Origin of the sequence: Mesorhizobium sp. M0715, from assembly GCF_040320355.1 — a bacterium.
In the GTDB taxonomy this organism is placed as follows: domain Bacteria; phylum Pseudomonadota; class Alphaproteobacteria; order Rhizobiales; family Rhizobiaceae; genus Mesorhizobium.
In genome coordinates, this window is the sequence record NZ_JAMYPL010000003.1 from 276,985 (window position 1) to 298,046 (window position 21,062).

The window sequence follows — 21,062 nt, forward strand, 5'->3', positions numbered from 1 at the left end:
CGACTATTGTCGACGGGCTTCCGGTTGGGGCGCTTCCGGCGGCGGCAGCGGGATCGATATGCCTTCGCTATCGAACTCCTGTTTGGCGCGCTTGGTGAGATCGGTCTGGGTGGCGAAGAAGTCCGCCGACGATGTCCAATAGCGCAGGGCAATCGAAACAGTGCTGTCGCCCAATGTCGAGACGAAAGCGATCGGTGCCGGCTCACGTTTCACTCGCCGTTCGGCCGCGGCAATGGCAAGCAAGGCTTTCTGCGCCCTGTCGATGTCGTTCCAGGAGCCGATGCTGAGTATGATGTCGCTGCGGCGTACGCCGTTGCGCGAAAAGTTGCGCACCGGCTGGTTCCACAGCGTCGAGTTCGGCGCCAATATGTAGACCCCGTCGGCCGTCCTGAGCTTGGTCGCGAACAGGCCGATCTCCTCGATCGTACCGGCGATCGAACCGACCTCGACGGATTCGCCGATGCGGAACGGCCGCAGCGCCAGAAGCATGATGCCGGCGGCGATGTTTTGCAGCGTGCCCTGCAACGCCAGGCCGATGGCGAGGCCAATGGCACCGATCGCGGCAATGATCGAGGCCGTCTGCACGCCGAACTGGCCGAGCACCATGATGGTGACGAGGATCAGGATGGCGTAGCGGACGATCTTCGAGAAGAAATGCCGCAACGTCGCGTCGAAACCATGGATATGGCCGAGACCAGCGAAGATCGAACGTTCGGCAAGACCGGCGACGATGTAGCCGACAATCAAGAGGATGACGGCACCGATGGCCGAGAAGGAGTACGAAACAATCAGCGTGCTCAGTTGGGCGAGGCCAGCCTGGACGCTGAGAAAAGCGTTTTGCGGGTCGATCGGCATGGGGGAAATCCGGTTGGTCGGTGAGCCGATAACCCATGCGGGCGGTGAGGGTTCCGATCTTTTCCGGCGTGCGGCGGAACCACAAGAGCGACAATACGTTCGTGCGAGGCAGGGTCCCGTCTTGAAACTGTCAGGGAACTCTGCCTATCTAAGTGGTGTCACCTGCTTCAAGGGGTGATTTGGTTGTTCTTGCTGCGAAAGGAAATACACTGAGAACAGCACTGCGGAAGAAGGCCGATATCATGCCTTCGCCGGCCAGGATCAGCGTAGACGACGCCGTGTCCCGCGCCATCAAGACAGTCCTTGCCAGTCTGGAAGACTCCAAGGCCGAAAACATTGTCTCCATCGACATCCAGGGGAAATCGAGCCTCGGCGACTACATGGTCGTCGCTTCGGGCCGATCGCACCGTCATGTCGCGGCTGTCGCCGATCATCTTCTCAAAGCGATCAAGGATGCCGGTCTCGGCACCGCGCGCGTCGAGGGGCTATCCGGCGCCGACTGGGTCCTGATCGATTCTGGCGACATCATCGTCCATGTCTTCCGCCCCGAAGTCCGCGAATTCTACAATCTCGAAAAGATGTGGCAGGCGCCGGACCTCGAGGAAGAAACGCTCCACTAAGTCGTTCGCGCGGCTTACAAGGCGAGGATGAAGATATCAGTTCATGCCGTGGGCCGGATGAAAGCCGGCCCCGAAAAGCTGCTGGCCGACCGCTATTTCGAGCGTTTCGCCAAGAGCGGCCCGGTAGTGGGGCTTGAATTTGGCGGCATTGCCGAGATTGCCGAGGGGCGCGGCCAGACCGCCAACGAGCGGCGGCGTGAGGAAGGCCAGAAACTGCAGACGCAGTTGCAGCCCGGAACCGCTTTGATCCTCCTTGACGAACGCGGCAAAAGCTTTTCCTCGGAAGATTTCGCCGGGCGCCTCGGCCTGTTGCGTGACGGTGGCCGCAAGGCGTTGGTCATCGCCATCGGCGGCGCCGACGGCCACGATCAGTCGCTGCGCGACCAGGCCGAACTAGTGATGTCGTTCGGATTGCTGACATGGCCGCATCAACTGGTGCGCGTGATGCTGGGAGAGCAGCTTTATCGTGTGGCCACCATCCTTTCGGGACATCCCTACCATCGCTCGTAAACCGGTGAATTGGTGCGACACACCCGGATTTCCGCCCCAATGCCGAGGCAAGATTGCATCGAGTGGGCGGTTTCGAACATGGTTGATTGTTCGTTAACGAAGCCACGCATAGAGTCGGGCTTCAATGTCTGAAGACAGCAAATCAAGAACGGGCTCCTGGCGCGCGCGCTGCGGCATCGCGGCGGCGGTACTTGTGCTGTCGCTGCATGCGGGGCGGGCGGAAAACACGCTCGACATGGCTCCCGATCCGGATCAGAGCCGGGCCGAATATGAACGGGTCTCGAAGGAGATCACGCTGTCGTCGGAACGATTGGCCAAACTCTCCGCCGATATCGCGACGATCAAGAAGGATCACGCCTCGATCACCGCCGCATTGATCCAGTCGGCGATGACCGAGCAGAAGCTCGGCCAGGACATCGAGGACATCGGCGCTCGGCTGGAAGGACTGAAGGGCCAGGAACAGAAGATCCGCGCCTCGCTGATGGCGCGGCGCGACGTTCTGGCCGAAGTGCTGGGCGCGTTGCAGCGCATGGGCCTCAACCCGCCGCCGGCGATCCTGGTCAAGCCCGAGGACGCGCTGTCGTCGGTGCGCAGCGCCATCCTGCTCGGCGCGGTGGTACCCGAACTGCGCCAGCAGACCGATAGCCTGCTTGCCGATCTCAAGGAACAAACCAGGATTACGGCGTCGATCGAGGCCGAACGGGCGCGGCTGACGGCGGCGGTCGGCGACCAGACGGCGGAAAAGAAGCGGCTCGGCATGCTGCTGGAGGCCAAGCAGAAGCTCGAAGCCGACACGCAAACGCAAATGGCCGCGGAAAAGCAGCGATCCGAAGCGCTGGCGGCCAAGGCCGGCAGCCTGAAAGAGTTGATCGCCTCGCTCGAAGCGCAGGCCGACAAGAGCCGCAAGGCCGCCGATGCGGCCAAGGCCGCCGAGCAGAAGACGGCGGATGGCGACAACGCATCTGCGCCGGCGGAATTGGCGTCGCTGCCGGTGCCGGAAGGCAACCAACTTGCCGCCGCGGCACCCTTTTCAGCCTTGCAAGGACAGATCGCGCTGCCGGTGACCGGCCGCATCAAACGGCGATACGGCGCCGATGACGGTAACGGCGCGGTGATGCTTGGCGACATGGTTGCGACACAATCGGGAGCCATCGTCACCGCGCCGGCGGATGGAAATGTGCTTTATGCGGGGCCGTTTCGGTCTTATGGTCAACTCTTGATCCTGAACGCAGGCGACGGCTATCATGTCGTTTTGGCGGGGATGAACAGAATCAGCGTCGCGACCGGTCAATCAGTGCTTGCAGGAGAGCCGATCGGTGCGATGGGAGAGGCCCGGGTGGCGAGCACCTCGGTTTCGAAGAATGGAAATGCCACGCCGGAACTCTATGTCGAGTTCCGCAAGGATGGAAAACCCGTCGATCCGGCCCCATGGTGGGCGGACCGTTTTTCTGGAAGGACGTGAATAATGCGGAAACTGTCGCTTCTGTTTGCCGGTGCGCTGATAGGCGCGTCCGCCATGAGCCTGGTCTATGGCGCACCCGGCTCGGCGGCGAACGCTGCAGGGTCGGAGACCTACAAGCAACTGGCGATCTTCGGCGATATCTTCGAGCGGGTGCGGGCACAGTATGTGACACCGCCCGACGACAAGTCGCTGGTCGAGAATGCCATCAACGGCATGCTGGCTTCGCTTGACCCGCACTCCTCCTACATGAATGCCGAGCAGGCGCAGGATATGCGCGTCCAGACCAAGGGCGAGTTCGGTGGCCTCGGCATCGAAGTCACCATGGAGAACGACCTGGTCAAGGTGATCACGCCGATCGACGACACACCGGCCGCCAAGGCAGGCGTGCTGGCCGGCGACTACATCGCCAAGATCGACGGCGAAGAGGTTCGCGGCCTGACCCTCAACGATGCGGTCGACAAGATGCGCGGCCTGGTCAACACGCCGATCAAGCTGACCATCCTGCGCCAGGGCGCCGACAAGCCGATCGAACTGACGGTCGTGCGCGACATCATCAAGGTCAAGGCGGTCAAGTTCCGGGTCGAGAACGACATCGGCTACATGAAGATCACCTCCTTCACCGAAAAGACCTATGACGACCTCGAGAACGCCATCGACACCATCAAGAAGCAGATTCCCGACGACAAGCTGAAGGGCTACGTTCTGGATCTCCGCCTCAATCCGGGTGGCCTGCTCGACCAGGCGGTGAGCGTGTCCGATGCCTTCCTCAACCGCGGCGAGATCGTTTCGACGCGTGGCCGCGACCCCAAGGACGTCACCCGCTTCGACGCCAAGCCCAAGCAGGTCGACGACATCAACGGCAAGCCGATGATCGTCCTGGTCAATGGCGGTTCGGCCAGTGCATCGGAAATCGTCGCCGGCGCGCTGCAGGATCTGCGCCGCGTCACGGTGGTCGGCACGCAGTCCTTCGGCAAGGGTTCGGTGCAGACCATCATTCCGCTCGGCGAGAATGGTGCGCTCAGGCTGACGACGGCGCTCTATTACACGCCGTCCGGCAAGTCGATCCAGGGCAAGGGCATCACGCCCGACATCAAGGTCGACCAGCCGCTGCCGCCGGAACTGCAGGGCAGGGACCTGACGCGCGGCGAATCCGACCTCAAGGGCCATATCAAGGGCGCCGATGAGAGCACGACCGGTTCGGGCTCGGCAGCTTATGTGCCGCCGGATCCGAAAGACGATCTGCAGCTCATCTATGCCGAGCAGCTGCTGCGCGGCCAGAAGACCGATCCGGCCTTCCCGCCCAATCCGCAAAAGGCGGTTCTCAACCAGTAAGGATCTGGAGCGGCCACGCGCCGCTCCATCTTTCTGTTTGAGCCTGATGGAAGCAATGCGATGCTGCCGGGACCGAAAGGTTCCGGCAGTTTGATTCGGGGGGCGAGGCAAAGCTCCCAAGACATGGCGCGGGGTGCGCCGGGATTGATGAATTCGCGCATGTCCTTTCGAAGCGGCTTCGCCTTCGGAGCCATGCGCCCGGGGATTAGGCTTGGCTGACATCGGCAAGGACATCGAACGCCCGCTCGGACAGGCAGTCCGGCCGCCGCGCGCCGCCGGCAAGCTCAGCGGCGGTGCGATCATGGCGACCGTGGCCGTGCTGGCGGTGGCAGGCGTCTCCGGCGCGATCGCGCTCAGGGAAAAGCCGTTTCGAAAGCCGCAAGAGGTTGCAGTTTCAACGCCGAAAGTGACCGCGGCGGCCGAACCTGCCCCTGCGCCGCCTGCATTGGCCCCGGCGGCACCGAAGCCGGAGGCGCCGGTCAAATCAGGCGGGCCGCAGATCATCCATGTGCAGACGGAGGAGGGCGATGGGCCGCCCAAGGCAGCGATCGTCATTCGCGATCCGTCGACCATCGGCCAGAACCTGAAGATCGCGCATATTCCCGACAAGGCGCTGATCGAGACCAGCGAGACTGGGCCGTTGCCGGTGCGCGCCACCGATGGCAGACGGCCGTTCGACGTCTATGCGCGGCCCTGGTCGGGCGGGCGCGGCGCACGGGTGGCGATCGTCATCGGCGGGCTTTCGGTTTCGCAGACCGGCACCCAGGCGGCCATCGCCAAGCTGCCGGCGGAAGTGACGCTGGCCTTCGCGCCGCAAGGCAACAGCATCGGCCGGTGGATGCAGGCAGCCAGGCAGAGCGGCCACGAGATCGTCATGCAGGTGCCGCTCGAACCGTTCGATTATCCGAAGGTAAATCCGGGCCGCAACACGCTGACGGTGGCGGCGAGCGCGGATGAGAACCTGAAAAGCCTGCACTGGGCACTGTCGCGGACGACCAACTATACCGGCGTCATGAACTATATGGGCGCCCGTTTTTCCGCCGACGCGGCGGCGATGGAGCCGTTCATCGCCGAGCTCGGCAAACGCGGCCTTGCCTATATCGATGACGGCTCGTCGGCTCGCAGCCTGGCGCCGGACCTGGCGCTGAAGGACGGCGTGCCCTTCGTCGCCGGCGACATGGCGATCGATGCCGTGCAGGATCGCGGCGAAATCCTGAAGAAGCTCGACAGTCTGGAGGCGACCGCGCGGGCCAAAGGCACCGCCGTCGGCATCGGTTCGGCCTTCGACCTGACGGTCGATACGGTGTCGTCCTGGGTGGTCGAGGCCAAGAAGCGCGGCATCGAGATCGTGCCGATTTCAGCGGTGGCCATTGACCCGCAAAAAGGCTAACAGCCGTCTTGATAATTCTACTCCGGCGGGCATCTGTCGACGTTTTCTGCGCTTCCGGTGCTCACGTACTTTAAGTACGCTCCGCTCCGGTTCTCGAAAACGCTCGCCACCTGCCTCACCGGAGCGAATTCTCAAAACGGCTGGACCCCATCACGCATGGCTAAAAAGATTGATCGCGAAACGCTGCCTTATCGTCCCTGTGTCGGGCTGATGATCCTCAATGCCGAGGGCCTTGTCTGGGTCGGGCACCGGATTGCCGAACCGGACAGCGAATTTGCCGGCACGACGCAGCTCTGGCAGATGCCGCAAGGCGGTATCGACAAGGGCGAGGAGCCGCTGCAGGCGGCCGAGCGCGAACTCTATGAGGAGACCGGCATGCGAGGCGTCTCGCTGCTGGCCGAGGCGCCGGACTGGATCAACTATGATTTGCCGGACCATCTCGTCGGCATCGCCTTCAAGGGCCGGTATCGCGGCCAGACGCAGAAATGGTTCGCCTTTCGCTTCCACGGCGACACCAGCGAGATCCAGATCAACCCGCCGCCGGGCGGCCACACCGCAGAGTTCGACGAATGGGCATGGCGGCCTATGCAGGATTTGCCCGACCTGATCGTGCCGTTCAAGCGCCATGTCTATGAGGATGTGGTGGCGGCGTTCCGGCATCTGGTGCAATAGCCGCTATACAACAACCGCGGTTGCCGCGCCGGCCCGGCGGTCCTATTGATGTATCCACTACCACGCGAAGGGTCGCCATGAACGACGCCCCCCAAAAGCCGCCGCCAGAAGAGGTCACCGCCACAAGCGAAGTGGCGGCTGGGGCCATCCTCACCATCGATCTCGGTGCAATCCGTGAAAACTACCGGCGGCTGAAAGCGCGGTTGGGCGATGTTGCCTGCGCTGGTGTGCTCAAGGCGGACGGCTACGGCGTTGGCGCCGGCCAGGTCGCGGCGGCGCTGCTGCGCGAAGGCTGCGATGTCTTCTTCGTTGCGCTCCTGGGCGAAGGCGTCGCCCTGCGCCGCTCGCTTGGTCCGGGCCCTGCCATTTTCGTGTTGAACGGCATTCCGCCCGGTGCCGAGCGGGACGCTGTGGCGGCAGACATTTGCGCCGTCATCAACAGCCCGGAACAATTGGTGGCCTGGCGTGTGGCGGCTCGCCGCGCCGGCCGAAAACTGCCGGCCGCGATCCAGGTCGACAGCGGCATGTCGCGGCTCGGCATGGCGCCCCGGGATGTGGAGCGCGTTGCCGCCGATCCGCAGGCCTTCGACGGCATCGACATCCGGTTCGTGATGAGTCATCTGGCCTGCGCCGACGAGCCGGAGCACCCGGCCAATGAGCGGCAGCGGCTGGCATTCGAGCAGCTGCGCAAGATGCTGCCGGCGGCACCGGCCTCGCTGACCAATTCCTCCGGCATCTTTCTTGGGGAACGCTTTCGCTACGATCTCGCCCGCCCCGGTGCCGCGCTCTATGGCATCAATCCGACGCCGGCAAAGCCCAATCCGATGCTGCCGGTGGTGCGGCTGCAGGCAAAGGTGGCACAGACGCGCAGCGTCGAAAAGGGCGCGGGCGTCGGCTATGGCCATACCTATCAAGCGCAAGGCCCGCTCAGGCTGGCGACGATTTCGTTCGGCTACGCGGATGGCTGGCAGCGCCGCGCCGCGTCCGCCGCCTGGTTCGAGGGCGTGCGCCTGCCTTTCCTCGGGCGAGTGTCGATGGACTCGATCATTCTCGACATTTCCGCCCTGCCGGCCGGCAGGCTGCGCGAGGGTGATCTCGTCGAACTGCTCGGTCCCTCGCAAAGTGTCGACGACGCTGCCGGCCATGCCGGCACCATCGGCTACGAGATTCTGACCAGCCTCGGCTCGCGCTTCCATCGGCGCTATGTCGGCGGTTGAGCGGTTTGGCCACGCTTGACAAGCGGACGCCTGTCGGCAAGGCTCCTTGCATGAGCAACCCAGCTTATATCAGAACCTTGTTCAGGGTCTGCCCGATCGCGGGATCGTAGCCCCGGCGCGGCCGCCTTTTGGCGTCCGTCCGAACCGGGGCATTTCTACCTGATCATCATTCCCGAGCCAGACAGCTTCGCGGCTGCCGGCTTTTCATCAAGCCACCGTTTGTGCGGCGGCAGGCGCGCGTCTGTTCGATGCGCCAAGTCATCGAGGTTTGCCATGCAACATGCAACAGGATTGCGTCCACCGAGCCGGCCTCTGGTCAGCGATGCCGACCACCACAGGCTGACCGGCCTGGCGCGGGCGTCGCTCGACCGCGTGCCCGAGACGGCCGAAGAACTGCTTTCGGAAATGGACCGCGCCATCGTCACGGCAGCGGCTTCCATGCCGGCCAACGTGGTGCGGATGGGTTCGACGGTGACAATCCGCAACGATGGCGGGGAGCGCATCACACTGGTCTATCCCGGCGATGCCGACATCAGTGAAAACAGGATCTCGGTGCTGACGCCGTTGGGGACGGCGCTCATCGGCGCCACCATCGGGCAGACAGTGCGCTGGAGCAGTCGTGGCGGCCGGGAACTGTCGGCGACCATCGAAGTGGTCGATGCGCCGGCCTGCGGGCGGGAAGGGTCCTGATCATGGAGACGGCGATGACAGGCGCGAATTTCCGGCTGACGACAAAGGACTTCGCCGTCCTCGAGATCATGTTGGAGCGTCGGCGGGCTTTCGCGGATCCGATTGTTCCAATGCTTGAAGACAAGCTTTCCAAAGCCGAGGTCGTCGCGATCGATTCGGTCGGATCCGATATCGTGACGCTGAACAGCAGGCTGGTGTTTCGTGTCGATGCCGGCCCTGCCCAGACCCGGACCCTGGTGCAGAACGAGGTGCGCGGTCCGGTCGGCTCCAGCCTGTCGATCATGACAAGGCGGGGGCTTTGCATGCTCGGCATGGCCGAGGGCCGGACTGCATGGATCGAACAGGCCGACGGCAGGCGGGAGTCGGTCCTGGTCGCAACCGTGCTCTACCAGCCGGAGGCCGCGCGGCGTGCCGTCAGGGAAAGATCCCAAGTCGAGGCGCGACGGCCGCATGGGCTCACCCTCGTCTACAGCGCCGCAGCCGATTGGCGGCCCCTTGGCGAAAGGGCCGGAATGCGGCAGACAGGGGATGACGACCCCGGTCCCACGGCGGCGTGAACAGGCAACACTGCACGATCCCGAAAGTCGGCATCGATTTTCGCCGGGGATCGTGCGCAAATCGGAAATGCGGCCGCGTCCAGGCGTCCCTAGGACGTGCGGCGCGGCAAGGAGTGAACGATGAAGATCATGGTGCTGGGCGGCGGCGTCATCGGAGTGACCACGGCGTACTTCCTTGCCGAGGCCGGCCACGAGGTGACGGTTCTCGACCGCCAGAAAGGCCCGGCGCTGGAAACCAGCTTCGCCAATGCCGGCGAGATTTCGCCCGGCTACGCCTCGCCCTGGGCCGGACCCGGCATTCCGCTGAAGGCGATCAAATGGCTGCTGATGAAGCATGGCCCGCTGGTGGTGCGGCCGGCCTTCGATCCGCATATGTGGACATGGCTGATCAAGATGCTGCGCAACTGCACCGCCGAGCGCTATGCGATCAACAAGGCGCGCATGGTTCCGCTCGCCGAATACAGCCGCGACACGCTGAAGGCGCTGCGCGAAGCGACCGGCATCGCCTATGACGAGCGTACCCAGGGCACGCTGCAGCTGTTCCGTACGCAAAAGCAGCTCGACGGCACCGGCGGCGATGTCGAGGTGCTGAAGAAGTACGGCGTGCCCTACGAGATCCTCGAGCAGGACGGTTGCATCGCGGCTGAGCCTGGCCTTGCCGGGGTGCGCGAAAAGTTCGTCGGCGGCCTCAGGCTGCCGCACGACGAGACCGGCGACTGCAAGATGTTCACCGACAGGCTGGCCGAACTCTGTGTGGCCCGCGGCGTCAAGTTCGAATACGACGTGACGATCTGGCGCGTCATCCGCAGCCGCAACCGCATCGCCAATCTCAGCACCAGCAAAGGCTGGAAGACCGCCGACGCCTATGTGATGGCGCTGGGCAGTTATTCGGCAGGTTTCATGCGCCGGGTGAAGCGGCCGATCCCGGTCTATCCGGTCAAGGGCTATTCGATCACCGTGCCGATCAAGGACGCCGCCGCGGCACCGGTGTCGACGGTGATGGACGAGACCTACAAGGTGGCGATCACCCGGCTCGGCGACCGCATCCGGGTTGGCGGTACGGCCGAGATTTCCGGCTTCGACCTCAGGCTGCACGAATCGCGGCGGCGCACGCTGGAACACTCGGTCGGCGATCTCTTTCCGGGCGCCGGCGCGATGCGGGACGCGACGTTCTGGTGCGGGCTGCGGCCGATGACGCCGGACGGTCCGCCGCTGATCGGCCGCACCGAGCTCTCCAATCTCTATCTCAACACCGGCCACGGCACGCTCGGCTGGACCATGGCTTGCGGCTCGGGCAAGGTTCTGGCCGACATCATCTCCAGCCGGGTGCCGGACATCGATGTCCGCGACCTCGCTCAGGAGCGTTATCTGCGATAAGAGGTCAGAACGCCTGTCGGACCCAGTCCTCGTCGAACAGCAGCCGGTAGGCCCACGGTATCGTCACATTGGTGGCGACCGGGTTCGAGTGGGCGACATAGTCGTCATAGATCGGCTTCATCCTGGTGTAGAAGGCCGGATCGAGCACCATCATGCCGTTCTCCGAGTCGTGAAAGAAGCTGCGGTTGTTGAGATTGACCGACGAGATGGCGACCAGCCTTTCGTCGATCATCATGATCTTGGAATGCAGCACCACGTCAGGCGACTTGAACTCGCGGATGTTGATGCGGTCGCCATATTTCTCGACGAACAGCTTGTTGAGCGCGGTGAGAAACTTGCCGCCGATATCGCCCTTGAGATCGATGCGGCCGACAATGTCGATCCTCACGCCGCGGGCGAGCGCCCGGTCAACAGCCTGGGCAAGCTTGGGCGTCAGGTTGAGGTAGGGGTTGACGATCTGGATATGGTGCCGGGCGGCGTCGACCAGCTCGACGAAATAGTCCTCCAGCGCATGACCATCCTCGTAAGGCACCGAAATGAAGTGTCGTGCCGTGCCTGACGGGCGGGCGCCGTCGGACCGGACCGGAATGGAGAAGGGGCGCGCCAGATTGGTGTCGGCGTCGCGCAGCCACATTGTCGAAAGATGCGCAGCCAGCGTTTCGACCGTGGCCGGATCGGCGAACTCGATGTCGAAGTCGCTCCAGTTCGAATAGTAGTTCAGCGAAAACCCGTCGGTCTTGTCGTATTGCTCAAGGTCTGGATAGCGCGACAGATCGATCGGCTGGTGGAACAGGAAGCCGTCATGGATGTTGCGGCCACCGATGATGGCGCGTGAGCGCCCGGGATCGTCGGCAAGCGTTGCCAGCATCTTGACGTGATGGACCTTGTGCAGTTGTGAGGTCTGCTCGTCGATCGGCGCGCCATGGTCCGCCCGCCAGCGATATTCTTGCAATTCGACATTGGGGAATTCGGCGGCCAGCCGGTGCAGCAGGGCGTCGTCCTTGTCGCGCTCCAGAACGTCGGTGACGATGATGCGGACCTTGGTGCCTAGTGCTGCATGATGGCGGATCAACCGCTCGATGATGCGACCGGAGAAGTCGGCCTTGAACTCCAGCGACGACAGATAGATCAGCTTCAGCCTTGGTGCCCTGGAGAAATCGAGCGGCAGTTCCGGATCGCCCTTGTCGATGGCGCTGTCGGACAGTGGTGCTCCCATCAGCGCCTCGACCTTGGCGTTGAAGCCGTCGCGCGATTTGCGCAGCAGGCGCGGCTTTCCGATCGGCAAGGCACAGGTCTGCGAGAGCCAGCGGCTGGCATAGAAGGCGCGGCTGAGCGGATCGAGGCCGGTTGGGTCTGGCGTCGGGCAACGCTCGTAGCGGCTGTCGAAGGCGGCGAGAGCCGGATCGGCGGTCTCTTCGCGCTGGATGGTGAGCGGCGCGCCGGCCGGGGCAAGGCTGGAGCGGATCCTTGCCGTGCAGCGGTTCAGGCCGTCACTCGGGAACAGGCTGACCGTGTCGTCCTCGCCGGACAGGCGAAAGCGGAATGCGGTGCCCGTGGCGATTGTGCGTGAACCGCCGCCGGCACGGATCGCCAGCGAGCCGTCGCAGGTGCCCTCGATGTCGGCCGGTTGCTTTCCAGCCTGGCGCAGCACGATCTCGACGCTGCGCGCCTGCAGACCGGAGAAATCGAAGATCCTGGGCGTCGAAGGCTGCGCTGCCGCATCGATGTAGAGCGTCTGCCGCGACACCCGCCAGCGTCCGTCGAAATGGCCGTCGCCGCTGCTGCCGCTGGCCGGCGGCAGATGCGTTTCGGCAACCGGCCCGGCCAGTTGCTGCAGTGTCCGGTAAGTCGCCTGGAAATCGCCATTGCGGATCTCATAGCGGTCGTGACCGAAAGGGCCGGTGCCGTTGGCGCGGTCCATCGCGCCGAGCTGGTGGTGGGCGAGCAGCGCCAGGAACCGCTTTTCGTAGTCGCTTGTGCTGGCGTCGCCGAAAAACTGCGCGGCGGCGATCTGCGGCCCAGCTGTCTTGGCCGATAGCGAGGGTCGAGCGCAGGCCGTCTGGCCTTGCAGGAGATCGCAGGCACTGCGACCAGCGCCGCCGGCACAGCCGCCAAGGGCGGCCAGCCCGAATAGAACGAGGGCGACAGATGCGCGGCCCTTCACCCGGCCGCTCCGGCATTCAGGACGCTCAGTTGCGCCGGGTCACGCGGCGGCATGAAGCCCTGCGGGAAGACCTTGCAGACGGGGATGGCGAAGGTGGCGATCAGCAATTCGGCCTCGCCGCGCATTTTGCGCGGCGCTGTCTTGTCGTCGCGTATCGCTTTCGCGGAGGTGACGAGGGCGCCATCGCAGTCACAATGGTTGTGGCGGGCGATGTAACAGGCGTCATGCGTCCGGCAGGCCGTGTCGAGGCGGTTGACCGGCCGGAACGACAGATCGCCGGTGCGGGTGCCGGGGCCGCAATAATTGCCGAAGACGAAAGGCGAAGGCCGCGCCATGGCGTTGCGGATCGGTTTGGGCAGTTCGGCCTCCGGGACCTTCGTCCACGGATTGGCGCAAGCGGAAACGAAAAGCAGCGGCAGGATGGCAAGAACGGCTCGCATGTCTATCCGCGCCAGCTTTCTGAAAGATGTCCCTACGCGGCGACCGCGCGCCTGATGCCACACTCGCCGGTTTTGTGGCAAGGAAAAGGCGCACGGCTAAAGCGCAGCGCGTTTGAAAGGATTCATGCGATGCGCTTTAGCGTCTTTGTTTATGCATGTCGTTCTCCCAAAACCGAGATCACTTTTGGGCGACATGCATCAGACAAACAGGTTTCGCTCCCGCTCCACTGCCTTGGTGATGAAGCTGGCAACGATCTGGACGCGGCGCAGCGGCCTGACCGATTCGTGATAGACCAGCCAGTAGGCACGGCGGATGGGCGCGACAGCATCGACGGACACAAGTTCCGGCATCGAGCGGGCGACGAATGTGTGCAGGATGCCGATGCCGGCGCCCGAGCGCACCGCTTCGGCCTGGCCGAGCGCCGAGGAGATGGCGAAGCTGGTGCGCCAGTCGGCGCTGAATTCGGCCGCGTAGTCGAGCGAGGGACTGACGATGAGGTCCGGCACATAGCCGATCAATGTGTGCTGGCCAAGCTCGGCGGCGGTTTGGGGCAAACCATGCACGTCAGCATAGGCGCGGGAGGCAAACAGGCCGAGCGAGTAGTCGACCAGCTTTCCCGCCACCAGCCGACCCTCCGTCGGCCGCTCGACGGTGATGGCGATGTCGGCCTCGCGCCGCGACAGAGAGAAGGAGCGCGGCACCGGCACCAACTGGATCGTCAGCTCGCGGTGCAGGGCGGTCAGCGCGCCAAGGCGCTTGGCCAGGAAGGCGACACCAAACCCGTCCGGCGCGCCGATGCGCACCGTGCCGGAGACATCGTCGCCTTCGCCGGCAACGGTCGAACGTGCGGCGATCATGTCGCCTTCCATGCGCTCGGCAATGTCGAGAAAGCGCTCGCCGGCAGGCGTCAGCTCGCTGCCGGTGGTCAACCGGCGAAACAGCTTTGTCCGCAGCGCATCCTCGAGTGCGGCGATGCGGCGCGAGACAGTGGCGTGGTTGAGCTCCAGCCGTTTGGCCGCGCCAAGGATCTGGCCGGCGCGCGCCACGGCGAGGAAGATGCGGACGTCATCCCAGTTCATGGGGATGGTCCAGATGACAATTATCGACGCTGTGTTCTTTGGCGCCCCCCTCTGTCCTGCCGGACATCTCCCCCTCTAGGGGGGAGATTGGCAGCTTCGCCGACAGCTCGTCGTTGACTGCCTCGATGATCGGCGAAAGCAGAGGTGACGGCGCAATCTCCCCCCTAGAGGGGGAGATGTCCGGCAGGACAGAGGGGGGCGCGAAGGAACTCAGCCTATCGATCCTTGGGTCGTCGCGTGACCCCGCCATTTGCGGGAATTGATGCTCGCTCGTCAATCGTTATCTATTCTCCGCACAACGGTTGCGTTCTCACTCGCGTTGCCATCCGCCGGCCAAAGGCGGACAATGCAGCATCACAAACAAGGGAGAGAAATCATGATCGACTATGGTCATTTCATCGGCGGCAAGCATGTCGCCGGGACCAGCGGCCGCAAGCAGGATGTCATGCAGCCGATGGACGGCTCCGTGCGCGGCACGGTGGCGCTGGCCTCGCAGGCGGAACTGCGCGCGGCGGTCGAGAATGCCAAGGCAGCGCAGCCGAAATGGGCCGCGACCAACCCGCAGCGCCGCGTGCGCGTGCTGATGAAGTTTCTCGAACTGGTCGCCCGCGACTATGACGAACTGGCCGACATCCTGGCGCGTGAGCATGGCAAGACGATCGCCGACGCCAAGGGCGACATCCAGCGCGGCCTCGAAGTGGTCGAAGTCTGCATCGGCGCGCCGCATATGATGAAGGGCGAATTCACCGACGGCGCCGGCCCCGGCATCGACGTCTATTCGATGCGCCAGCCGCTCGGCGTCGTCGCCGGCATCACGCCGTTCAACTTCCCGGCAATGATCCCGCTGTGGAAGATCGCGCCGGCCATCGCCTGCGGCAACGCCTTCATCCTGAAGCCTTCGGAGCGCGATCCCGGCGTGCCGATGCGCATTGCCGAACTGTTCCTCGAAGCCGGCCTGCCGGCAGGCATCCTCAACGTCGTCAACGGCGACAAGGACGTGGTCGACGCCATCCTCGACGATCCCGACATCAAGGCCATCGGCTTTGTCGGCTCGACGCCGATCGCCCATTACATCTATTCGCGCGGCACGGCCGCCGGCAAGCGCGTGCAGTGCTTCGGCGGCGCCAAGAACCACATGATCATCATGCCCGATGCCGACATGGACCAGACCGTCGATGCGTTGATCGGCGCCGGCTACGGCTCGGCCGGCGAGCGGTGCATGGCGATCTCGGTCGCCGTCCCGGTCGGCAACGATACCGCCAACCGGCTGATGGAAAAACTGATCCCGCGCGTTGAAAGCCTGAAGGTCGGTCCTTCGACGGACTCTTCCGCCGATTTCGGCCCGCTGGTGACGGCGCAGGCATTGGAACGCGTTAAGGGCTATGTTGACACCGGCGTCAAGGAAGGCGCCAAGCTGGTCGTCGACGGCCGCGGCTTCTCGATGCAGGGTTATGAAGACGGCTACTATATGGGTGGCTGCCTGTTCGACAACGTGACCGCCGATATGCGCATCTACAAGGAAGAGATCTTTGGGCCGGTGCTCTCTGTTGTGCGCGCGCCGACCTATGAGAGCGCGATCAAGCTCGCCAACGATCACGAGATGGGCAATGGCGTCGCCATCTTCACCCGTGACGGCGATGCTGCGCGCGACTTTGCAAGCCGTGTCCAGGTCGGCATGGTCGGCATCAACGTGCCGATCCCGGTGCCGATCGCCTACTACACCTTCGGCGGCTGGAAGGCATCTTCCTTCGGCGACCTCAACCAGCATGGCCCGGACGCGTTCCGCTTCTACACCAAGACCAAGACGGTGACCTCGCGCTGGCCGTCCGGCATCAAGGACGGTGCCGAATTCGTCATCCCGACGATGAACTGAGCCGGACAACAAATTGGTTTGGATTCAACGCTCGGGCGCTCGCGCCCGGGCGTTTTTTTGCAATCGGTGGCGACCCTATCCGTTGAACGCTAATGTGATGGAACCAAGTAGCATCTGCCGTCTTGGTTTGCAGTCCTGCCGCAAGGAGGTACGGCAGATCAAGCAGGCGACAGCTTCGGGGACATCGTCTGGCGCAAGGAGGTGTCAGATGACCCGTCTTGTCGCAACGCTATTTTTCGCGGCGGTTTCCGCGTTTCCGGCCGCCCCGGCGATGGCAGAGCAATGCGCGGCCCGTGCGGATATGATCAAAGCGCTCGGGGAAAAATTCCACGAAAGCGAAGCGGCGCGGGGCCTGGTCAACCCGAGCCTGATTCTTGAGATATTCGTCTCCGACCAGGGCACCTGGACAATTCTTGCCACCGACACGCATGGTCAGAGCTGCGTCATCACGGCAGGCGAAGGCTGGGACGGTCCGTTGATGGCGGCGGCTGCCTTGCCCGGGACTTAACCCGAGCTTCGAGGAAGCGCCAACGACGAGAGCGCACCGGATATAAAAGGACGTTCAGCGCGTGGCGGCCGTCTCGGCGTGGCCGCGCAACAGCGCCATCAGGCGTTTGGCGTCCTTGGCCGCGGCCTCTTCGTCGCCCGCAAGGATCGAGCGGATCAGCGCTACATGGTGCTCGGCGGATTCGGCAAGACCGGTTTCGGCCTTGTAGCGGAACCAGAAGCGGCGGCTGTGGGTCTGCAAGGGGGCGGCCAAACGGGCGGCGAAGGGATTGTCGGCAGCCAGCGCCAGCGCTTCGTCGAGTGCCTTGTCGGCCTGGATGAAGGCAAGCACATTGCCCGAGATCACCGCTTTCTGCATGGCGAGCGCTGCTTCGTGAAACAAGTCGGCGGCTTCGCGGGTGACGAAGCGGGCGGCCGAGCGGGCGAGCACCACCTCGACGCCGCGACGTGCATCGAGGACGCGCAGCCAGTCGCCGGCATGGAGCGGGGCGATGGCGATCCCGGCGCGCGGCCTGATGTCAAGCAGCCCTTCCCAGGCCAACCGCTGGATCGCCTCGCGCACTGGTGTCCTGCCAAGCCCGAGCCTGTCGATCAGAGCGCCCTCGGTGACGAAGCTTGCCGGGGCCAGTTCGAGCGTGACGATCATGTGCTCGAGCACATGGTAGGCCCTGGTCGCGGCTGGCTCCGTCGCGGTGCTTGCTGCCGTGGATATCAAATGCGCTCTCCTGATATATCTTGAATATATCATAACGGAATCCGCATTGACAGCGGGTTTGTTAATAGATATACCACTGATATATCAGATGGAGAGATGATCATGTGGACCGGAGTTTTTCCTGCCGTCACGACCAAATTCACCGCGGATGATCGTCTCGATCATGCCGAGATGGAGCGCTGCTTCAGCCTGCAGATGGAGGCCGGCTGCGACGGCATCATCGTCTGCGGATCGCTCGGCGAGGGGCCGATGCTGTCGCCCGACGAGAAGATCGAGGTGCTGAAGACCGCACAGAAGGTCGCCGGCAAGAAGCCGGTGCTGCTGACCGTCAACGAGGCCGGCACACGCGAGGCGGCCAGCATCGCCAAGCGCGCGAGCCGGGAAGGCGCCAACGGCCTCATGGTCGTGCCGAGCCCGATCTACCACACCAATGCGGAAGAGACGGTTGCAGCGCTTCGTGCGGTCGCCGAGGCGGGCGACCTGCCGGTCATGATCTACTCGAACCGGCTCGCCTACCGTGTCGACGTCACCGTCGACCAGATGGAGGAGCTGGCGTCGGACAAGCGCTTTGTCGCGATCAAGGAATCCTCCGACGACATCCGTCGTTCGACCGAGATCATCAATCGCCTGGGCACCCGCTACGACCTGTTCACCGGCGTCGACAATCTGGCCTTCGAGGCGCTGTCGGTCGGCGCCATCGGCTGGGTCGCGGGACTGGCCACAGCCTTCCCGCGCGAGACCGTCGCCATATTCCAGCTGATGAAGCAGGGCCGCCGCGAGGAGGCGCTCGCCATCTACCGCTGGTTCCGGCCGCTGCTCGATCTCGATGTCTCGACTTACCTGGTCCAAAACATCAAGCTTGCCGAAGTGTTCGCGATCAACACAAATGACCGCGTTCGCATGCCGCGCCAGCCGCTGTCTGGAGAGCGCCGCAAGGCTGTCGAGAAGATCGTCAAGGATGCGCTCGCCGTGCGGCCGACACTGCCGCAGTTCTGAGCTGGTATGAAGCGAGCGGGGCGGAGACTGGGACATGCATGCAGGGGTGACGTACAAAGATGAATAGCGATGTTCCAATCGACATCGCCATCATCGGTGGCGGCATCATCGGCATCTGTGCCGCTGCGTCTCTCGCCGAGGCCGGACGCAGGGCCACCGTCTTCGACCGCACCGGCATTTGCGAGGAGACGAGCTCCGGCAATGCCGCCGCCTTCGCGTTCTCCGACGTGCTGCCGCTGGCCCACAAGGGCATGATCCGGCAGCTGCCGAAATGGCTGGCCGATCCGCTTGGCCCGCTCAGCATTCCGCCCGCCCATCTGCCGAGGCTTCTGCCCTGGCTAATCCGCTTCTGGCGCGCCGGGGCGCCCGGGAAATACGAGGCGAGCCTTGCCGCTCAGGCGGGCATGATGAAGCTCGCCGAGGCGGAGTGGATGGGCTTGCTCGATCGCTCCGGTACGCGGTCGATGCTGCGCGAGGACGGTTCACTGGAGCTCTATGAAAGCGAAGCCGAATTTCAGGCCGGGCTGCCTGGCTGGGCGGCGCGTGAGCGTTTCGGCATCGGTTTCCGCCATGTCGAGGGCGAGGAACTGGCCGCCTTGCAGCCGGGGCTGTCGCCGCGCTTCATCAAAGGCACGTTCGTGCCGGGATGGAAGACGGTCGCCGACCCGAAACTGCTGGGCAAGGCGGTGTGGGCCTATGCGCAGGCCAAGGGCGCCCGCTTTGAGCTGGCCCGGATCAGCCAAGTCGCGGCGGATCAGGATGGTGCGACGCTGACGTTGGCAGACGGCACCACAAGGCAGGCGCGACAACTTGTCGTCGCCGCCGGCGCATGGTCGCATCTGCTGGCGCGGCAGCTCGGCGATCGCATTCCGCTGGAGACCGAGCGCGGCTACAACACCACGTTGCCGACGAGTGCCTTCGACGTGAAGCGGATGCTGATCTTCTCCGGCCATGGTTTCGTCGTCACGCCGCTCGAAACGGGCCTGCGTGTCGGTGGCGCCGTTGAACTCGGCGGCATCGAGCGGCCGCCCAATTATGCCAGGTCGAAAGCGCTGCTGCGGAAGGCACAGAAATTCTTGCCGGGGCTCGATCCCTCGGGTGGGCGCGAATGGATGGGGTTCCGCCCCTCGCTGCCGGATTCAGTGCCCGTCATCGGCGGCGCGCCGGGAAAGCGGTCGGTGGTCTATGCCTTCGGCCATGGCCATCTCGGCCTGACCCAGGCGGCGGCCACCGGACGGTTGATCAGGGATCTTGTCCTGGGGCAGACTCCACCGATCGATCTGGCCCCCTTCAGTCCGCAACGATTTTGATTTTTCGGGTTTTTGATTTTCGAGGAGCGTCATGGCCAAGAAATCCTTCTTCTGCATAGACGGCCACACCTGCGGCAATCCGGTGCGGCTGGTCGCTGGCGGCGGCCCGCTGCTGCAGGGCGCGACTATGATGGAGCGGCGTGCGCATTTTCTGGCCGAGTATGACTGGATCCGCACCGGACTGATGTTCGAGCCGCGCGGCCACGACGTGATGTCCGGCTCGATCCTCTATCCGCCGACGCGCGAGGATTGCGATATCGCCATCCTGTTCATCGAAACCTCCGGCTGCCTGCCGATGTGTGGGCATGGCACCATTGGTACGGTGACGATGGCCATCGAACACGGACTGATCAAGCCGAAGACGCCGGGCGTGCTTCGGCTCGACACGCCGGCCGGCCTTGTCATCGCCGAATACAAACAGGTCGGCGACTATGTCGAGGAGGTGCGCATCACCAATGTGCCGTCCTTCCTCCATGCCGAGGGGCTGACGGTCGAATGCCCTGGGCTCGGCGAAATCACCGTCGATGTCGCCTATGGCGGCAACTTCTACGCCATCGTCGAGCCGCAGGAGAACTATCGCGACATGGCCGATTATTCGGCGGGCGACTTCATCGCCTGGAGCCCGGTGGTGCGCCAGCGGCTCAACGAGAAATATTCCTTCGTCCATCCCGAGAACCCTGGCATCAACCGGCTGTCGCACATGCTGTGGACCGGTGCGCCGACGGTGGATGGCGCGGATGCCCGCAATGCCGTGTTCTACGGCGACAAGGCGATCGACCGCTCGCCCTGCGGCACCGGCACCTCGGCGCGCATGGCGCAGCTTCATGCCAAGGGCAAACTCAAGGCCGGCGACAGCTTCGTCCATGAATCGATCATCGGTTCGCTGTTCAAGGGCAAGGTCGAAAAGGATGTCAGCGTGGCCGGCAAGCCGGCCATCATTCCCTCGATCGGCGGCTGGGCGCGGATGACCGGACTGAACACCATCTTCATCGACGACCGCGACCCGTTCGCTCACGGATTTGTTGTCAAGTGATGGGGATCCTGACCTTGCGGAAAGCAACGGCTTGAAAAATGGATCGTGCCAAAAACGCAAGGATTCCTTTCATCACCTAATTTTGACGGCGATTTCTTCGAAACGGAGCGCATGATGCGGTCGAATCGTCAAAGACATTGCGTTATGCCAATGGTAGGGTCCGCGATGGTCCAGGGGCTGGATGATGGAAAACGGGCAATCGGACAGCGTGCTTCGAAAACACGCATGACGATTGAAAAATGACGTTGCAATCCGGGCTCGA

At 63.8% G+C, this 21,062-nt stretch carries 20 protein-coding genes; 15 read left to right on the forward strand and 5 right to left on the reverse strand.

Features of this window, described 5'->3' with window-relative positions:
* Nucleotides 1-3 precede the first annotated feature (3 nt).
* Nucleotides 4-855: a mechanosensitive ion channel family protein gene (locus NKI21_RS05245; protein ID WP_352440995.1), complete on the reverse strand. Its 852-nt coding sequence runs from the start codon at nt 853-855 to the stop codon at nt 4-6.
* Between the two features lie 242 nt (nt 856-1,097).
* Between NKI21_RS05245 and rsfS the strand changes: the two genes are divergently transcribed.
* The 10 genes from rsfS (at nt 1,098) to NKI21_RS05295 (ending at nt 10,682) form a co-directional block, all read left to right on the forward strand.
* Nucleotides 1,098-1,475 (forward strand): ribosome silencing factor, encoded by a 378-nt coding sequence (rsfS, locus tag NKI21_RS05250; RefSeq protein ID WP_013529073.1) that lies wholly within the window; start codon nt 1,098-1,100, stop codon nt 1,473-1,475.
* 27 nt (nt 1,476-1,502) lie between these two features.
* Nucleotides 1,503-1,985: a 23S rRNA (pseudouridine(1915)-N(3))-methyltransferase RlmH gene (gene rlmH, locus NKI21_RS05255; RefSeq protein WP_023811784.1), complete on the forward strand. Its 483-nt coding sequence runs from the start codon at nt 1,503-1,505 to the stop codon at nt 1,983-1,985.
* Nucleotides 1,986-2,109: 124 nt separating this feature from the next.
* Nucleotides 2,110-3,447, forward strand: a complete 1,338-nt coding sequence (locus NKI21_RS05260) for a murein hydrolase activator EnvC family protein (protein ID WP_352440994.1) — start codon at nt 2,110-2,112, stop codon at nt 3,445-3,447.
* Entirely contained in the window at nt 3,448-4,779 is a 1,332-nt protein-coding gene (locus NKI21_RS05265) for a S41 family peptidase (RefSeq protein WP_352441041.1), read from the forward strand. It begins immediately after the preceding gene.
* A 211-nt stretch (nt 4,780-4,990) separates the two neighbouring features.
* A complete protein-coding gene (locus NKI21_RS05270; RefSeq protein ID WP_352440993.1) occupies nt 4,991-6,169 on the forward strand; it encodes a divergent polysaccharide deacetylase family protein in 1,179 nt (392 codons plus the stop codon).
* Between the two features lie 156 nt (nt 6,170-6,325).
* Nucleotides 6,326-6,841, forward strand: a complete 516-nt coding sequence (locus tag NKI21_RS05275) for an RNA pyrophosphohydrolase (protein WP_023811788.1) — start codon at nt 6,326-6,328, stop codon at nt 6,839-6,841.
* A 77-nt stretch (nt 6,842-6,918) separates the two neighbouring features.
* Entirely contained in the window at nt 6,919-8,058 is a 1,140-nt protein-coding gene (alr, locus tag NKI21_RS05280) for an alanine racemase (protein WP_352772993.1), read from the forward strand.
* A gap of 273 nt (nt 8,059-8,331) precedes the next feature.
* On the forward strand, nt 8,332-8,748 hold the full coding sequence (gene rnk, locus NKI21_RS05285; protein ID WP_023811790.1) for a nucleoside diphosphate kinase regulator: 417 nt from the start codon (nt 8,332-8,334) through the stop codon (nt 8,746-8,748).
* Between the two features lie 14 nt (nt 8,749-8,762).
* A complete protein-coding gene (locus NKI21_RS05290) occupies nt 8,763-9,305 on the forward strand; it encodes a GreA/GreB family elongation factor (RefSeq protein ID WP_352677044.1) in 543 nt (180 codons plus the stop codon).
* A 120-nt stretch (nt 9,306-9,425) separates the two neighbouring features.
* Complete coding sequence (locus NKI21_RS05295; RefSeq protein ID WP_128304957.1) at nt 9,426-10,682, forward strand: D-amino acid dehydrogenase; 1,257 nt, start codon at nt 9,426-9,428, stop codon at nt 10,680-10,682.
* Between the two features lie 4 nt (nt 10,683-10,686).
* Here the strand turns inward: NKI21_RS05295 and NKI21_RS05300 are convergent, their stop codons facing one another.
* The 3 genes from NKI21_RS05300 to NKI21_RS05310 all read right to left on the reverse strand — a co-directional run bounded on the left by NKI21_RS05300 (nt 10,687) and on the right by NKI21_RS05310 (nt 14,366).
* On the reverse strand, nt 10,687-12,846 hold the full coding sequence (locus NKI21_RS05300; protein WP_352864804.1) for a phospholipase D-like domain-containing protein: 2,160 nt from the start codon (nt 12,844-12,846) through the stop codon (nt 10,687-10,689).
* The gene (locus NKI21_RS05305) at nt 12,843-13,286 is read right to left on the reverse strand and encodes a phospholipase A2 family protein (RefSeq protein ID WP_023811794.1); all 444 of its coding nucleotides are present in this window, start codon (nt 13,284-13,286) and stop codon (nt 12,843-12,845) included. The genes NKI21_RS05300 and NKI21_RS05305 overlap by 4 nt, the downstream gene beginning before the upstream one ends.
* 198 nt (nt 13,287-13,484) lie before the next feature.
* Nucleotides 13,485-14,366 carry a LysR family transcriptional regulator gene (locus tag NKI21_RS05310; protein ID WP_023811795.1) on the reverse strand — a complete coding sequence of 294 codons (882 nt, stop codon included), beginning with the start codon at nt 14,364-14,366 and terminating at the stop codon, nt 13,485-13,487.
* A gap of 376 nt (nt 14,367-14,742) precedes the next feature.
* On the opposite strand from NKI21_RS05310, the gene NKI21_RS05315 reads away from it, so the two are divergent.
* On the forward strand, nt 14,743-16,239 hold the full coding sequence (locus NKI21_RS05315; protein ID WP_023811796.1) for a CoA-acylating methylmalonate-semialdehyde dehydrogenase: 1,497 nt from the start codon (nt 14,743-14,745) through the stop codon (nt 16,237-16,239).
* 208 nt (nt 16,240-16,447) lie between these two features.
* Nucleotides 16,448-16,747 carry a hypothetical protein gene (locus NKI21_RS05320; RefSeq protein ID WP_023811797.1) on the forward strand — a complete coding sequence of 100 codons (300 nt, stop codon included), beginning with the start codon at nt 16,448-16,450 and terminating at the stop codon, nt 16,745-16,747.
* 54 nt (nt 16,748-16,801) lie between these two features.
* Here NKI21_RS05320 and NKI21_RS05325 read toward each other — a convergent pair whose 3' ends face one another.
* Nucleotides 16,802-17,494: a GntR family transcriptional regulator gene (locus NKI21_RS05325; protein WP_352722972.1), complete on the reverse strand. Its 693-nt coding sequence runs from the start codon at nt 17,492-17,494 to the stop codon at nt 16,802-16,804.
* Nucleotides 17,495-17,563: 69 nt separating this feature from the next.
* Between NKI21_RS05325 and NKI21_RS05330 the strand changes: the two genes are divergently transcribed.
* From NKI21_RS05330 to NKI21_RS05340, 3 genes are read left to right on the forward strand one after another with little or no spacing between them, the layout of a single operon-like run.
* Entirely contained in the window at nt 17,564-18,457 is an 894-nt protein-coding gene (locus NKI21_RS05330) for a dihydrodipicolinate synthase family protein (RefSeq protein WP_352864809.1), read from the forward strand.
* Nucleotides 18,458-18,516: 59 nt separating this feature from the next.
* Nucleotides 18,517-19,767 (forward strand): NAD(P)/FAD-dependent oxidoreductase, encoded by a 1,251-nt coding sequence (locus NKI21_RS05335; protein ID WP_023811800.1) that lies wholly within the window; start codon nt 18,517-18,519, stop codon nt 19,765-19,767.
* 31 nt (nt 19,768-19,798) lie between these two features.
* Entirely contained in the window at nt 19,799-20,800 is a 1,002-nt protein-coding gene (locus tag NKI21_RS05340; protein WP_023811801.1) for a 4-hydroxyproline epimerase, read from the forward strand.
* Nucleotides 20,801-21,062: the final 262 nt, after the last annotated feature.